General features: G+C 64.6%; 16 protein-coding genes. 2 read left to right on the top strand and 14 right to left on the bottom strand.

The window, feature by feature from the left end; all coding sequences use genetic code 11:
- The first annotated feature begins 50 nt into the window (after window positions 1–50).
- Complete coding sequence (locus tag E8Q40_RS07805; RefSeq protein ID WP_168197768.1) at window positions 51–467, top strand: MarR family winged helix-turn-helix transcriptional regulator; 417 nt, start codon at window positions 51–53, stop codon at window positions 465–467.
- A 96-nt stretch (window positions 468–563) separates the two neighbouring features.
- Here E8Q40_RS07805 and E8Q40_RS07800 read toward each other — a convergent pair whose 3' ends face one another.
- A complete protein-coding gene (locus E8Q40_RS07800; RefSeq protein ID WP_137043846.1) occupies window positions 564–1,862 on the bottom strand; it encodes an amidase in 1,299 nt (432 codons plus the stop codon).
- 66 nt (window positions 1,863–1,928) lie between these two features.
- Between E8Q40_RS07800 and E8Q40_RS07795 the strand changes: the two genes are divergently transcribed.
- On the top strand, window positions 1,929–2,222 hold the full coding sequence (locus tag E8Q40_RS07795) for a YMGG-like glycine zipper-containing protein (protein ID WP_137043845.1): 294 nt from the start codon (window positions 1,929–1,931) through the stop codon (window positions 2,220–2,222).
- Between the two features lie 68 nt (window positions 2,223–2,290).
- Here E8Q40_RS07795 and ureG read toward each other — a convergent pair whose 3' ends face one another.
- The 13 genes from ureG to urtD form a co-directional block, all read right to left on the bottom strand.
- Entirely contained in the window at window positions 2,291–2,917 is a 627-nt protein-coding gene (gene ureG / locus E8Q40_RS07790; protein WP_137043844.1) for an urease accessory protein UreG, read from the bottom strand.
- Between the two features lie 70 nt (window positions 2,918–2,987).
- Window positions 2,988–4,625 carry a GMC family oxidoreductase gene (locus tag E8Q40_RS07785; RefSeq protein ID WP_137043843.1) on the bottom strand — a complete coding sequence of 546 codons (1,638 nt, stop codon included), beginning with the start codon at window positions 4,623–4,625 and terminating at the stop codon, window positions 2,988–2,990.
- A gap of 8 nt (window positions 4,626–4,633) precedes the next feature.
- Window positions 4,634–5,332: an urease accessory protein UreF gene (locus tag E8Q40_RS07780; RefSeq protein WP_205995725.1), complete on the bottom strand. Its 699-nt coding sequence runs from the start codon at window positions 5,330–5,332 to the stop codon at window positions 4,634–4,636.
- 94 nt (window positions 5,333–5,426) lie between these two features.
- Window positions 5,427–5,885, bottom strand: coding sequence for an urease accessory protein UreE (locus tag E8Q40_RS07775; RefSeq protein WP_137043842.1), 459 nt, complete (start codon window positions 5,883–5,885; stop codon window positions 5,427–5,429).
- Window positions 5,886–6,001: 116 nt separating this feature from the next.
- Window positions 6,002–7,711 (bottom strand): urease subunit alpha, encoded by a 1,710-nt coding sequence (gene ureC, locus E8Q40_RS07770; protein WP_137043841.1) that lies wholly within the window; start codon window positions 7,709–7,711, stop codon window positions 6,002–6,004.
- 377 nt (window positions 7,712–8,088) lie between these two features.
- Window positions 8,089–8,442, bottom strand: coding sequence for a GFA family protein (locus E8Q40_RS07765; protein ID WP_137043840.1), 354 nt, complete (start codon window positions 8,440–8,442; stop codon window positions 8,089–8,091).
- A gap of 84 nt (window positions 8,443–8,526) precedes the next feature.
- Window positions 8,527–9,162, bottom strand: coding sequence for a LysE family translocator (locus E8Q40_RS07760; RefSeq protein WP_137043839.1), 636 nt, complete (start codon window positions 9,160–9,162; stop codon window positions 8,527–8,529).
- Between the two features lie 10 nt (window positions 9,163–9,172).
- Window positions 9,173–9,478 (bottom strand): urease subunit beta, encoded by a 306-nt coding sequence (locus E8Q40_RS07755; RefSeq protein WP_137043838.1) that lies wholly within the window; start codon window positions 9,476–9,478, stop codon window positions 9,173–9,175.
- Window positions 9,478–10,059, bottom strand: a complete 582-nt coding sequence (locus E8Q40_RS07750) for a HupE/UreJ family protein (RefSeq protein WP_168197767.1) — start codon at window positions 10,057–10,059, stop codon at window positions 9,478–9,480. The genes E8Q40_RS07755 and E8Q40_RS07750 overlap by 1 nt, the downstream gene beginning before the upstream one ends.
- Before the next feature lie 13 nt (window positions 10,060–10,072).
- Complete coding sequence (locus tag E8Q40_RS07745) at window positions 10,073–10,375, bottom strand: urease subunit gamma (protein WP_137043836.1); 303 nt, start codon at window positions 10,373–10,375, stop codon at window positions 10,073–10,075.
- 20 nt (window positions 10,376–10,395) lie between these two features.
- Entirely contained in the window at window positions 10,396–11,226 is an 831-nt protein-coding gene (locus E8Q40_RS07740; RefSeq protein WP_246663031.1) for an urease accessory protein UreD, read from the bottom strand.
- A 101-nt stretch (window positions 11,227–11,327) separates the two neighbouring features.
- On the bottom strand, window positions 11,328–12,023 hold the full coding sequence (gene urtE, locus E8Q40_RS07735) for an urea ABC transporter ATP-binding subunit UrtE (protein ID WP_137043834.1): 696 nt from the start codon (window positions 12,021–12,023) through the stop codon (window positions 11,328–11,330).
- Between the two features lie 2 nt (window positions 12,024–12,025).
- Window positions 12,026–12,796 carry an urea ABC transporter ATP-binding protein UrtD gene (urtD, locus tag E8Q40_RS07730; protein WP_137043833.1) on the bottom strand — a complete coding sequence of 257 codons (771 nt, stop codon included), beginning with the start codon at window positions 12,794–12,796 and terminating at the stop codon, window positions 12,026–12,028.
- Between the last annotated feature and the right edge of the window lie 4 nt (window positions 12,797–12,800).

The raw sequence follows: 12,800 nt of genomic DNA, 5'->3' as shown, positions 1-12,800 counted from the left end.
CCGGACGCCGGGCGAGCGCAGCCCCCGCAACGCCGCGTCGCAGCCCGCCGATGGTCAGCGATATCGGCGCGCTCACCGGCCATCTCGGCTATTTCATTCGCCGCCTGCAGATCTGGGTTTTCCAGGACTTCATCCGCACTTTGGCGGCGATCGAATTGAGCCCCGCGCAATTTTCGGTGCTGGCGGTAATCCATGCCAATGAAGGCCTGTCCCAGATCGAGCTCGGCAACACGCTCGGCATCGAGCGGGCGCGTCTGGTGCGGCTGCTCAACCGGCTGGAGCGCCGTGGCCTGCTGGAACGCCTGCCCTCCACCGGCGACGGCCGTCGCCACGCCCTACGATTGACGCCGCAGGGCCAATCGACCTTCAAGCAGGCCCGCGCGCTCGCGGAGCGCCACGAGGCCGGCCTGCTCGCCAAGCTGGGCGATGAACGCTATCGCGCGCTGATGGGGGCGCTGCGGGATTAGAGCATGATCCCGAAAAGTGGGAACCGGTTTTCGGAAAAGATCATGCTCAAACAAAAAGCTAGACCATGATCTGATTCAACCCGAAAGGATCATGGTCTAGCAGAACAGCTTCTCCACCGCGGCGGCGATGCGCAGCAATTGCCGGTCGTGACCGTTGCGGGCGAGCAGCATCAGGCCGACCGGCAAATGGCCGTCGCGCGGCAGCGGCAGCGACACGCCGGTGAGATCGAAGAAATTGCCGATGGTGGTATTGCGCAGCAGCATCGCGTTGCGCTGCATGAAGGCCTTCGGCTCGGCGATCTCGTCGAAGCGCGGCGCGACGATGGCGGTTGCCGGCAGCACCAGCACGTCGACGTCGCGCAGCCGCTCGTCCATCGCGGCGATCAGCGCGTTACGTGTGCGCACGGCATTGACGTAATCATGCGCGGCGATGTCGGCTCCGCGCGACAGACGGCTGGCAACGATGGAATCGACCTCCGCGGCGCGCGACTTCATGCGGCTGCTGTGCACCGAATAGGCCTCGGCGACCAGAATGCTGGTGCGCGACTGCAGCGCGATCATGTCCTCGAACTGCGGCAACTTCTCATAGGTGAGATGCACGCCGACCTTTTCCAGGCGATCGAGTGCTTCGGGAAAACGGCGTCCGACGGTGTCGTCGAGATTTTCCAGCGGCAGCCCTTGCGCTACGCCGAAGCGCAGGCCGGCGAGCGGCGCGGCGTCAAGCGTCCAGAACTCGTCGCCCGACAACACCGCGTCGGCAACGGCACATTGCGCCACGGTCTTCGCCAGCGGACCTATGGAATCGAGCGAGTAAGACAGCGGGAATGCGCCCTCGGTCGAGACGCGCCGCTTCGACGGCTTGAAGCCGACAATGCCGCACAGCGACGCCGGGATGCGAACCGAACCGCCGGTATCGCTGCCGACGCCAATCTCGCACATGCCATCGGTGACCGCGACGCCGGCCCCGGACGAAGAGCCGCCCGGCACGCGCGCGCGATCGGCCGGATTGCCGGGCGTGCCATAGTGCGGATTGGCGCCGACTCCGGTGAAGGCAAACTCCGACATGTTGGTCTTGCCGACGATGACCGCGCCGGCTGCACGCAGGCGCTGAACCACGACCGCATCGCGCGCTGCGACCTGGCCCTCATCCGCCAGCACTTTCGAGCCGGCGCGCGTGACGTCGCCGACCACGTCGAACAGGTCCTTGATGGTGACGATCGCGCCGTCGAGCGGGCCGAGCAGCGTGCCGGTGCGGGCGCGGGCATCGCTCGCCTCGGCGGCGGCCTGCGCCGCGTCGCGATAGACGGTGAGCACCGCCTTGGCGCCCTCGCCTTGCGGATTGTCGATACATTCGAGAGCGGCAGCAAGGCGCTCGCGCGCCGATTGTCGTGTCATGGAACCAACTTTCAGGGGCGACGGAATTCAACCGAACTTCAGGACAATCAAGTGTGGAGGCTAACGATGCGCAAGGCAATTCTTGCGGCGGCGACCTTGGCTGCGCTTGCAACCATGCCGGTTGGCGCTAGTGCGCAGAATGCTGTCGGCGGTGCCATTGTCGGTGCCGGCGCCGGCGCGGTGATCGGCGGCGCGGTGACTGGCCGTCCGGAAGGCGCCGCCGTCGGCGCGATCATTGGCGGCACGACAGGCGCCGCCATCGGCGCCAATGCCGAGGATCGACGCTATCGTCATCGCACGCGCCACCGCGTGTGCTGGGAAGACGACTGGGGCCGCCGTCATTGCCGCTATCGCTACTGAGCGGCTGACAACGGCCTTTGGAAGCAGCGGGACGCCTTCACGGCGTCCCGCTTTTTTCATGTGCGGACTCACGCCGAAAGACCGCCCTTCTCTTCGATGAACTTCACGACCGCCGCGACGTCCTTGCCCTCGCGCATGTTGGTCATGACGAAGGGGCGTTTGCCGCGCATCCTCGATGCATCGCGCTCCATCACCTCGAGCGACGCGCCGACATAAGGCGCGAGGTCGATCTTGTTGATGACGAGCAGATCGGATCGGGTGATGCCTGGCCCGCCCTTGGACGGGATCTTGTCACCTGCCGCCACGTCAATGACGTAGATCGTGATGTCGGCGAGTTCGGGCGAGAAGGTCGCGGCGAGATTGTCGCCGCCGGATTCGATCAGGATCAGATCGAGGTCGGGAAACTTCGTGCGCATGTCGGCGATGGCGGCGAGATTGATCGAGGCATCTTCGCGGATCGCGGTGTGCGGACAGCCGCCGGTCTCGACGCCGGCGATGCGGTCGGCGGCGAGCGCGCCGGAGCGCACCAGATATTCGGCGTCCCACTTGGTATAGATGTCGTTGGTGATGGCGGCGATCTGATACTTGTCGCGCAACGCCTTGCACAGCGCGTCCATCAGCGCGGTTTTGCCGGAGCCGACCGGGCCGCCGACCCCGACACGAAGCGGGCCATGCGGGCTCTTGTTATTGCTCATCGTCTGTCGTGTCCTTTCACTACCGGCATCTCTCGTCTCCGCCATCTGGATGTCCAGTGCAAGTGGCCCGTCATGCCGCCGCCTGCTCGCGACGCGGCAATGCCGGCCGGCCACGAACCATATCCGACAGCTTCTCCGCCATCATGATGACGCCGGCATTGAGATGCGACGAGGTGATGTCCGGCATGGCCGAGGCGTCCACCACGCGCAAGTTCTCGATGCCGCGTACGCGCATGTCGCCGTCGAGCACCGCATTCGGCTGCGCCCCCATCGCGCAGGTGCAGGCCGGATGCTGCGTGCTCTGCACCGTCTTCCTGATCCAGGCATCGATTTCGACATCGGTTTGCGCCGCGTCACCGGGGCCGATCTCGGCGCCCCGGTAAGGATCGAGCGGTGCCTGCGCGGCGATGTCGCGGCCCTTGCGCACACCAGTGCGCAAGGTGTCCCGATCGTTTTGCGTCTGGAGAAAATTGAAGCGGATGCAAACCGGATCGGCTGGATCGGCCGAGCGCAGCAGCACCTCGCCGCGACTTTCCGGATGCAGGATGGTCGGGCGCAGCGCAAAGCCGTCGGCATAAGGCGCCTTCAGCAGCGGAAACCACAAATGCGGAGCATCCGGCGCGTGGCGGAACATGTATTCGATATCCGGCGCAGCCAACTCCGGCCGCGTCTTGATGAACGCATGAAGCCCGCCCGGCACCGCGGTCGCCGGGCCCGAGCCGAACAGATAGGCCTGGACCAGACCGCGCACCATACGGTCGGTGCGCATCAGGTCGCGGAACGGGCTGCCGCCCCGCCGCGCCCAGTTCATGAACACACCGGGGTGATCCTGCAGTCCCTGCCCGACCGGCAGATTGGCAAGGGTGCGGATGCCGAATTCGGATAGATGCGCGGCCGGCCCGATGCCGGACAGCATCAAAAGTTGAGGCGTGTTGATGGCCCCGCCACAGAGAATGACCTCGGACGAGGCCAGCACGCGGCGCGTTTCACCGCGCACGCTGTACTCAACCCCACGCACATGCGTGCCTTCGACGATCAGCCGCGTCGCCAGTGCATGAGTTTCGACGACGAGATTGCGGCGATGGCGCGCAGGCTTGAGATAAGCGGTCGCGGTCGAGCAGCGATAGCCGTCGCGGATCGAATACTGGCCGCGACCGAAGCCTTCCACCTCACCGCTGTTGTAATCCGTCATCGTCGGATAGCCGGCGGCGGCGCCCGCGGCGATCCAGGCTTCGGTGAGCGGATCGTGGCTCTCGCCGTAACGCACGCCGACCGGGCCTTTGTCGCCGCGCGCGTCAGACGCCGGGCCGCTCCAGCTCTCGGCACGCTTGAAGTAAGGCTCGACATCGTCATAGGCCCAGCCGCGCAGGCCCTTCTGTGCCCAGCCATCGAAGTCGGCGCGGTGGCCGCGCGTAAAGGTCATGACATTGATCGACGAGCAGCCACCGAGCACCTTGCCGCGCAACAGATCGATGCGGCGACCGTCGAGATATGGCTCCGGTTCGGAGCGATAGCCCCAGTCGTGCAGACGCTTTTGGTGGATCTTGCCGAGTCCGATCGGGATGTGGATCAGTGGATCGCTGTCGCGGCCGCCGGCTTCCAGCAGCAGCACGCGGCATGTCTCGTCTTCACTGAGGCGGTTGGCGACGACGCAGCCGGCAGAACCGGCGCCGACGATGACGAAATCAAATCCCGAGGTCTTTGACATGAGCACTTTTACGAACGGAAGAGCCGAGTGTACTGGGTCTCGTGCAGCGCCGAGGAAAGGTCGGCCCGGAAGGCGGACGAGCCGAGATCGTCGAGACTCGCTTGAGCCGCGCGCTGCGCGGTGGCGATGACGGCAGGCTCGAGCGCCGCAAGCACATGCAGGCCTTGCGTCTGGCCGAGCGGGATAAGGCGAACGCCCGCTGACACCCAGTTGGCCGTGAGCGCATGAAGATAAGCCGGCAGCGCCTGCTCCAGCGCAATGCCGTGACCGGCGGCCGTAACGGCGACGGCGACGGGATAGGCGACCGGGCCGCTCCAGACCGCTTTGAGTTTGTCGAGCGCCTCGCAAGGCCAGGCGCGCGCGGCTTCGATGAAGGCATTGCCCTGCGCCGTGGTTTCGAGATGTCGCTCCTTCGAGGGCGCGAAGGCGGCGGCGAGTTCAGCGATGTCGTGGAGTGTCTTCTCACCGCTGTTAATCACCGCGCGATGCGCATGGGCGAACAAAACGGCGTCGCAATAGCCGCCGCCATCGGCGAGCATCACATTCAGCCAATCCTTCAGCGTGGCGGCGTCCGCGATGTCACCAGCCTCCACCGCCCATTCGATGCCGCTGGAATAGGAGAATGCGCCGACCGGGAACGCCGGCGACAGCCAGGCCATCAGGCGGAGGAGGTGGCTACCCCCTCCCCCCACGTTCTCAACCGTCATGCTCCGCGAAGGCGGAGCATCCAGCGCTTTCAGCGAAGCAAGCGCTGGATCCCCGCTTTCGCGGGGATGACGGCCTCGGCGATTTCGCACCACATCATCCATGCTCATGCCCATGATGATGCCCATGCCCATGCGGCGATGCCGGTTCCGGATCGAACGCCGCCTCGAGCGGGTTCAATTGGGCCCCTAACCCGCGTAGCATGTCCTCCAGCACATGATCGCGGCGAATGCGCACCTTGCCGCTGACGATCTGCACATCGGTATGGCGATTGCCGAGATGCCAGGCGAGCCGCACGGTCTCGAAGGCGTTCGGCGCCGCGATTTCGATCAGCGGCTCGGGCGCCCCGGCAATCTCGACAATCGAGCCGTCATCGAGCACCAGGCCGTCGCCATCGCGCAGCGCCACAGGTTGCGGGAAGTCGAGCAGCACCTGCGTGCCCTTCTCTCCCGTCAGCACAATGCGGCGGCGATGGCGGTCGTCGGCATCGAGCACGACGCGGTCGCGGGCTGCGCTCCGGTCGTAGTCGGTGACGATGGAAAGGGCGCGGTGCATATTCAGTCGTCGTCCCGGGCGAGCGAAAGCGAGACCCGGGACCCATATCCCCAGTATTGGCGATACGGACGGACCGGGGTTATGGGTCCCCGCCTTCGCGGGGACGACACCCTATCTCAAAACAAAAAATACCTCTGCGCCATCGGCAGGCTTTCCGCCGGCGGGCAAGTCAGCAGTTCGCCGTCCGCCCGCACCTCATAGGTCTCCGGATCGACCTCGATATTCGGCGTCGCGTCGTTCAAGACCATGCTCTTCTTGTTGATCTTGCGCGTATTATCGACGCCGACGAACTGCTTCTCGCAGCCGAGCTGTTTGCGCAAGGTCGAGCGCGCCGCCGCCTTCGACACGAACACCACCGACGACGCGGTGAGCGCCTTGCCATAGGCACCGAACATCGGCCGATAATGCACCGGCTGCGGCGTCGGAATCGAGGCGTTCGGATCGCCCATCGCGGCGGCAACGATGGTGCCACCCTTGATGACGATATCCGGCTTGACGCCGAAGAAGGCCGGCGACCACACCACGAGATCGGCGAGCTTGCCCTTCTCCACCGAACCGATGTGCTTGGCCATGCCCTGCGCGATCGCCGGGTTGATGGTGTATTTGGCGATGTAGCGCTTGCAACGCAGATTGTCGTTGTCGCCCTTCTCGCCCGCGAGCTGCCCGCGCTGCTTCTTCATCTTGTCCGCGGTCTGCCAGGTGCGGATGATGACTTCGCCGATGCGGCCCATGGCCTGCGAGTCCGACGACATCATCGACAGCGCGCCGATGTCGTGCAGGATATCCTCGGCCGCGATGGTCTCCTTGCGGATGCGGCTTTCGGCAAAGGCGAGATCCTCCGCGATCGACGGATCGAGATGGTGGCACACCATCAGCATGTCGAGATGCTCGTCGATGGTGTTGCGGGTGAACGGCCGCGTCGGATTGGTCGAGGACGGCAACACGTTCTTCAGGCCCGCGACCTTGATGATGTCGGGGGCGTGGCCGCCGCCGGCGCCTTCGGTATGGAAGGCGTGAATGGTGCGGCCCTTGAAGGCCTTCACCGTATCCTCGACGAAGCCGGATTCGTTGAGCGTGTCGGTGTGGATCATCACCTGCACGTCGTATTTGTCGGCGACGGTGAGACAATTGTCGATCGCGGCCGGTGTCGTGCCCCAGTCCTCGTGCAGCTTCATGGCGCAGGCGCCGGCCTTCACCATCTCTTCGAGCGCGGCGGGACGCGAGGCGTTGCCCTTACAGGCGATGCCGAGATTGACCGGGAAGGCGTCGAAAGATTGCAACATGCGGCCGATGTGCCACGGGCCGGGCGTGCAGGTCGTCGCATACGTACCGTGCGAGGGACCGGTGCCGCCGCCGAGCAAGGTGGTGACGCCGGAATATAGCGCATCGTCGATCTGTTGCGGGCAGATGAAATGGATGTGCGAGTCGAAGCCGCCCGCGGTGATGATCTTGCCCTCACCCGCGATCACATCGGTGCCGGGGCCGATCGGAATGGTGACGCCGGGCTGGATATCGGGATTGCCGGCCTTGCCGATCGAATGAATGCGGCCGTCCTTGATGGCGATATCGGCCTTGACGATACCCCAGTGGTCGAGGATCAGCGCATTGGTGATCACTGTATCGACTGCGCCTTGCTTGTTGGTCATCTGCGACTGCCCCATGCCGTCGCGGATCACCTTGCCGCCGCCGAATTTCACCTCGTCGCCATAGACGGTGTAGTCCTTCTCGACCTCGATAATGAGATCGGTGTCGGCGAGCCGCACCTTGTCGCCCACGGTCGGGCCGAACATGTCGGCATAAACGCGACGATTGATTTTGACTGCCATCTCATGAACTCCGTCTCGGAACGAGGCGATCAAACAACCATCACGGTTGTTTAATAATCCCCATAGTTATCAACCGGCGATTTCAGGCCCTTGCCATGCGCCCGGCAAGGAATAGGCTTGGCTTCGGATCAATCGTCTTTGGCTTCGCCGAACAGGATTGATCGCCATGGCCGCAGCGGGGAAACCCGCAGTGGACTTGGAACGTGGATGTCGCTTCACGGCGGTGTTTGTGGTCCAGGTTTGCCGGCACTGGCTCTCAGTAACTGGGTACCGGATGGCGCGCTCACGCGTGTAGCCCGGAAGCGGATCCGAGAGCTTGAGACGGGCGGACGACGGTCCGCCCGTTATGGCTCTTGGGGGCGTCGCGATGCTGACGGTCACATGCTGCGGCCGTCGAATTTCATCACCTCGAAGCTCTCCGCGTCGACGCCGTCCAGGCAGCGCACATTGATCATCACCATGTCGCTGCCATCCCGTCCCTTGCCGCTGGCGTAGGGCTGGATGCCGCAGGTCGCGCAAAACCGGTGATTGATGACGTGCTTGTTGAACCGAAACGTCGTTAGGTCGCCCTCCCCCGAAAGCAATTTGAAATCGGCGGCCGACGCCGCCGCCAGCAACGAGCCGAGCTTGGCGCAACGCGAACAGTTGCAGGAAATGACTTTGTCGATTTCCGTTGTTACCTCGAAACGGACTTTGCCGCACTGGCAGCCGCCCGTGTAGGCCTGCTTCATGACGTCCTCCCGGCATTGATCGATACAGATCAAACATCGGCGCGGGCCCAAAGTTTCACGTCCGGGATATCGACATAAATCATGTCAGCCGCCCCGCGCTGGCAGCGACGTGCGCGCCACCATCGCCGCCGCGCCGATCACCGCCGTACCGGACAGCCCGCTGAACGCCCGTCTGGCGAAGGGGCCGGTGGCATATTGCGCCGCCTTGCCGCCGAGCAGCGAATAAAGAAGCAGCGATGGATATTCGAGCAGGATCGAGATCGCGCCGAGAACGAGGATCCACTGCGGCGCGGCATCGGCCGGCGCAAACGCCGGCAGGATCGCCGCGAAATAGAGATAGGATTTCGGGTTGGCACCCTGCAGCACGAAGCTCGAGCGGAACAACGCTCTCGGCGTGCCATGCGGCGAGACCTGTGCCTGTCCCGCATCACCAGTCCAGGCGTCCCGCAGAGATTGAAGCCCGATCCAGATGAGATAGGCGACGCCCGCCCATTTGATGAATTCGAACAGCATGGGAAAGGCGAGCAGCAGTGCCGACAGGCCGAGCGCGGAGAAGGCGCAGTACATCGCGTTGGCGGAGAGGATGCCGGCAATCGAGAACTGCGCCGGCTTGAGGCCATGGCGCATGCCGTCGCCGACGACCTTGAGCACCGCCGGCCCCGGCGTCAGGTCCATGAGCGTGCTGGTCACGACGAAAGCAAGGAAGACGGTCCAATCCATGAGCGGTGCCTCAGAGCTTGCCCATCACATCGCCGCGGAAGCCGTAGATCGTCCTCTTGCCGGCGAGCGCGACCAACGAGACCTCGCGCGTCTGGCCCGGCTCGAAACGCACCGCCGTGCCGGCGGCGATATCGAGGCGCATGCCGCGCGCCTTCTTGCGGTCGAATTTCAGCGCCGGGTTTGTCTCGAAGAAATGATAGTGCGAGCCGACCTGGATCGGCCGGTCGCCGGAGTTCGCGACGGTGAGCGTCACCGTCTTGCGTTTGGCGTTGAGCTCGATCTCGCCGTCCTTGATGAACATCTCACCGGGGATCATCAGAGCACCCCGCCGATCAGCCCAGCGCCGATCACCACGCACACCGCGCCGGCGATCCGCACCAGCGGCCGCAGCGAATTGCGCGCAGCGACGATGGCGAAGGCGATGCCGGTCGCATGCAACGCCGCGGTGGCAATGGCAAAGCCCGCCATGTATTCGAGGCCGCCGATATTCTCGCCGGCTTCCATGCCATGCGCGTAACCATGGAACAGCGCGAAGGCGCCGATGATCGCGGCGCCGACCGCCACCGGCAGATCGACCGCCAGCGCCACCAGCAGCCCGAGCGCGACAACCGAGGCCAGGATCGCCGGTTCGACGAACGGCAGATCAAAATGCTCCATGCCCATCGCGCCGCCGACCAGCATCACGCCGACGAAGGCCGCCGGCCAGGCCCACAAGGCCTTGCCGCCCTTGAGCGCGGCCCACAGACCGACCGCCACCATCACCGTGATGTGGTCGAGGCCCGACAGCGGATGCGCCATGCCGGCGGCGAAGGATTCCGTCGCGCCGTGCCCGACATGGGCGAAAGCTGGAACGCCGCTGGCGACAAGAACGGCGGCGGTGGAGAGAAGACGTTTCATCGTGTCAGTCCTTTCAACGAATCGGATCATGAACCGTGACCAGCTTGGTGCCGTCCGGGAAGGTCGCTTCAACCTGGATGTCGTGGATCATCTCGGCGATGCCGTCCATGCATTGCGCGCGGGTGACGACATGGGCGCCGTCGCGCATCAGCTCGGCCACCGTCTTGCCGTCGCGCGCGCCCTCCATGATGAAATCGGAAATGAGCGCGATCGCTTCCGGATGATTGAGCTTGACGCCCCGCTCCAGCCGCTTGCGCGCCACCATTGCGGCGAGCGCGATAAACATCTTGTCTTTTTCCCGGGGCGTCAGATTCATCGTCGTCCTCGATCAGAATATTACTGCAGCCAGAGTCTCGGAACGGAGGTGCCCAGCGCGGCAAGTACCGCGATCAGATCGCGCCGCAACGCCGCGCCATCCTTGGCGACGAACCGAGCCACGGCGATGCCGTTCCAGGCGGAGATGCCGACTTCACCGGCAAAAGTGTCGCCGAGCGCGCGGACATGTTCAAGCACATCATCAGTGCCAGGCACAATCAACACAGTCGCCATGGCAATGCCGTCATTCGCCACCGCGCGCCGCGCCAGTTGCTCGGCTACAGCACCATCGAGCCGCGCCGTGTCGGCATAGACAAGCTTGCCGCCAAGCCGCACGCGCCAGCGATCGCTGAACGATCCTTCGTTCAGCGCCTCTCCCATTGCCGTCCGGCCGAACACGACCCCTTCGGCCATAAGCAGCCAGCCGCCTTCGGCGACATCGACGTCGATGCGACGCGCGAGGCTTGTCCGGTCGAACAGGATGGTCTCCTGCGGCAGCCAGGCCAGCCGGGCGCCGGCCGCCACCTTCAGCGTCACGTCCATCTCGGCGGCCGGACCGGTGGAGCGATAGATCTTTTCCGCCGCCGCGGTACCGGCGACGAGATGCGCGCCCTCGCCGACCGCCAGGTCGATGCTAAAGCGGTCGCCGCCGGTCATGCCGCCGCCGGTGTTGACGATGACGGCCTCGAGCGCGTCGCCCGTCACATTGGGAAAGCGCACACGCAGCGAGCCGTGCTCGTCCACGCGCGCACGCCGCGTTACACCACCCTGCGACACGACCGACAGGCCGATGTGGCCGGTGGCGCGGTTGGCGAGGAAGGTCGCGCTAGATTGCGGTGAAACTTCGAGCACTCCACCCTCTGACGTCGTACCCCGCGAAGGCGGGGTATCCAGCACTTCGTATGCACAGGCCCCAAGGGCTGGGTCCCCGCCTTCGCGGGGACGACCATACATCAAATCGCCATCGCCCGATGCAACGCGCTTTCGTCGAGGTTCGTCTTGTCGCTCTCGTAGACGATCGAGCCGCGGTCCATGACGACCAAATGGTCGCCGAGCTCCTGGGCGAAGTCGAGATACTGCTCGACCAGGATGATTGCCATGCCGCCCAGCGAGCGCAGATAGGAGATGGCGCGGCCGATATCCTTGATGATTGAAGGCTGGATTCCTTCGGTCGGCTCGTCGAGCAGCAACAGGCGCGGTCGCATGGTCAGCGCGCGGCCGATGGCAAGTTGCTGCTGCTGGCCGCCGGACAGGTCGCCGCCGCGGCGCCCCAGCATGCTCTTGAGCACCGGAAAAAGCGTGAACACATCGTCCGGCACCTTGCGATCGGCCCGTTTCAGCGGCGCAAACCCGGTCTCCAGGTTTTCCTGCACCGTGAGCAGCGGAAAGATTTCGCGGCCCTGCGGCACATAGGCGATGCCGCCCCGCGCGCGCTCGACGGTCGCGAGGCGCGTGATGTCCTTGCCCTCGAACATGATGGTGCCGTTCTTCACCGGCCGCTGGCCGACCAGCGCGCGGAGCAAACTCGATTTGCCGACGCCGTTACGGCCGAGAACGCAGGTCACCTTGCCGGGCTCGGCCTTGAGCGACACGCCGCGCAAGGCCTGCGCCGCGCCGTAATAGAGGTCGATCTTGGAGACTTCGAGCATTGTTATCTCCCGAGGTAGACTTCGACCACGCGGTCGTTTGCCGACACCTGATCGATCGAGCCTTCGGCCAGCACCGAACCTTCGTGCAGGCAGGTCACTTTGACGCCCAGTTCGCGCACGAAAGCCATGTCGTGCTCGACGACGACCACCGATTTGGTCTTGTTGATTTCGCGGAGCAGTTCCGCTGTCTGCATGGTTTCGACATCGGTCATGCCGGCGACAGGCTCGTCGACCAACAGCAACTTCGGGTCCTGCGCCAACAGCATGGCGATCTCGAGCCATTGCTTCTGGCCGTGCGACAGCGAGCCGGCGATGCGCTGGCGCAGATGTTTGAGACGAACCGTCTCCAGCACCTGATCGATGCGCGCTTCTTGCTCCGGCGTCGACGTCCAGAACAAGGTCGCCTTGACGTCGCGATCGTTCTTGAGCGCGAGCTGCAGGTTGTCTTCGACGGTGTGCATCTCGAACACAGTCGGCTTCTGGAACTTGCGGCCGATGCCGAGCGTAGCGATCTCGGTCTCATCGAGCGTCGACAGATCATACTTGCCCTGTTCGAAGAACACGTCGCCGGTGTCGGGCCGCGTCTTGCCGGTGATGACATCCATCATCGTGGTCTTGCCGGCGCCGTTCGGGCCGATGATGGCGCGCATTTCGCCGGGCTCGATGACAAACGAGAGCTCGTTAAGCGCCCGGAAGCCGTCGAACGACACGCTGATGCCGTCGAGGTAGAGCAGCGCGGAAGTGGTCTCTGAACTGTAGGCAGCGTCGGTCATGGGT

It is taken from the genome of Pseudolabrys sp. FHR47, assembly GCF_005153485.1.
Taxonomy (GTDB): domain Bacteria; phylum Pseudomonadota; class Alphaproteobacteria; order Rhizobiales; family Xanthobacteraceae; genus Pseudolabrys.
The sequence above is the reverse complement of the archived record's forward strand: the minus strand, read 5'-3'. Positions and strand labels throughout refer to the sequence as shown.

Coding starts and splice junctions, on each gene's coding strand:
- E8Q40_RS07750 (WP_168197767.1), bottom strand. CDS start 10,059: ATGAAACGTCTTCTCTCCACCGCCGCCGTTCTTGTCGCCAGCGGCGTT.
- E8Q40_RS07785 (WP_137043843.1), bottom strand. CDS start 4,625: ATGTCAAAGACCTCGGGATTTGATTTCGTCATCGTCGGCGCCGGTTCT.
- E8Q40_RS07760 (WP_137043839.1), bottom strand. CDS start 9,162: ATGGATTGGACCGTCTTCCTTGCTTTCGTCGTGACCAGCACGCTCATG.
- E8Q40_RS07745 (WP_137043836.1), bottom strand. CDS start 10,375: ATGAATCTGACGCCCCGGGAAAAAGACAAGATGTTTATCGCGCTCGCC.
- E8Q40_RS07805 (WP_168197768.1), top strand. CDS start 51: ATGGTCAGCGATATCGGCGCGCTCACCGGCCATCTCGGCTATTTCATT.
- E8Q40_RS07800 (WP_137043846.1), bottom strand. CDS start 1,862: ATGACACGACAATCGGCGCGCGAGCGCCTTGCTGCCGCTCTCGAATGT.
- urtD (WP_137043833.1), bottom strand. CDS start 12,796: ATGACCGACGCTGCCTACAGTTCAGAGACCACTTCCGCGCTGCTCTAC.
- ureG (WP_137043844.1), bottom strand. CDS start 2,917: ATGAGCAATAACAAGAGCCCGCATGGCCCGCTTCGTGTCGGGGTCGGC.
- E8Q40_RS07755 (WP_137043838.1), bottom strand. CDS start 9,478: ATGATCCCCGGTGAGATGTTCATCAAGGACGGCGAGATCGAGCTCAAC.
- E8Q40_RS07780 (WP_205995725.1), bottom strand. CDS start 5,332: ATGACGGTTGAGAACGTGGGGGGAGGGGGTAGCCACCTCCTCCGCCTG.
- E8Q40_RS07775 (WP_137043842.1), bottom strand. CDS start 5,885: ATGCACCGCGCCCTTTCCATCGTCACCGACTACGACCGGAGCGCAGCC.
- urtE (WP_137043834.1), bottom strand. CDS start 12,023: ATGCTCGAAGTCTCCAAGATCGACCTCTATTACGGCGCGGCGCAGGCC.
- E8Q40_RS07795 (WP_137043845.1), top strand. CDS start 1,929: ATGCGCAAGGCAATTCTTGCGGCGGCGACCTTGGCTGCGCTTGCAACC.
- ureC (WP_137043841.1), bottom strand. CDS start 7,711: ATGGCAGTCAAAATCAATCGTCGCGTTTATGCCGACATGTTCGGCCCG.
- E8Q40_RS07765 (WP_137043840.1), bottom strand. CDS start 8,442: ATGAAGCAGGCCTACACGGGCGGCTGCCAGTGCGGCAAAGTCCGTTTC.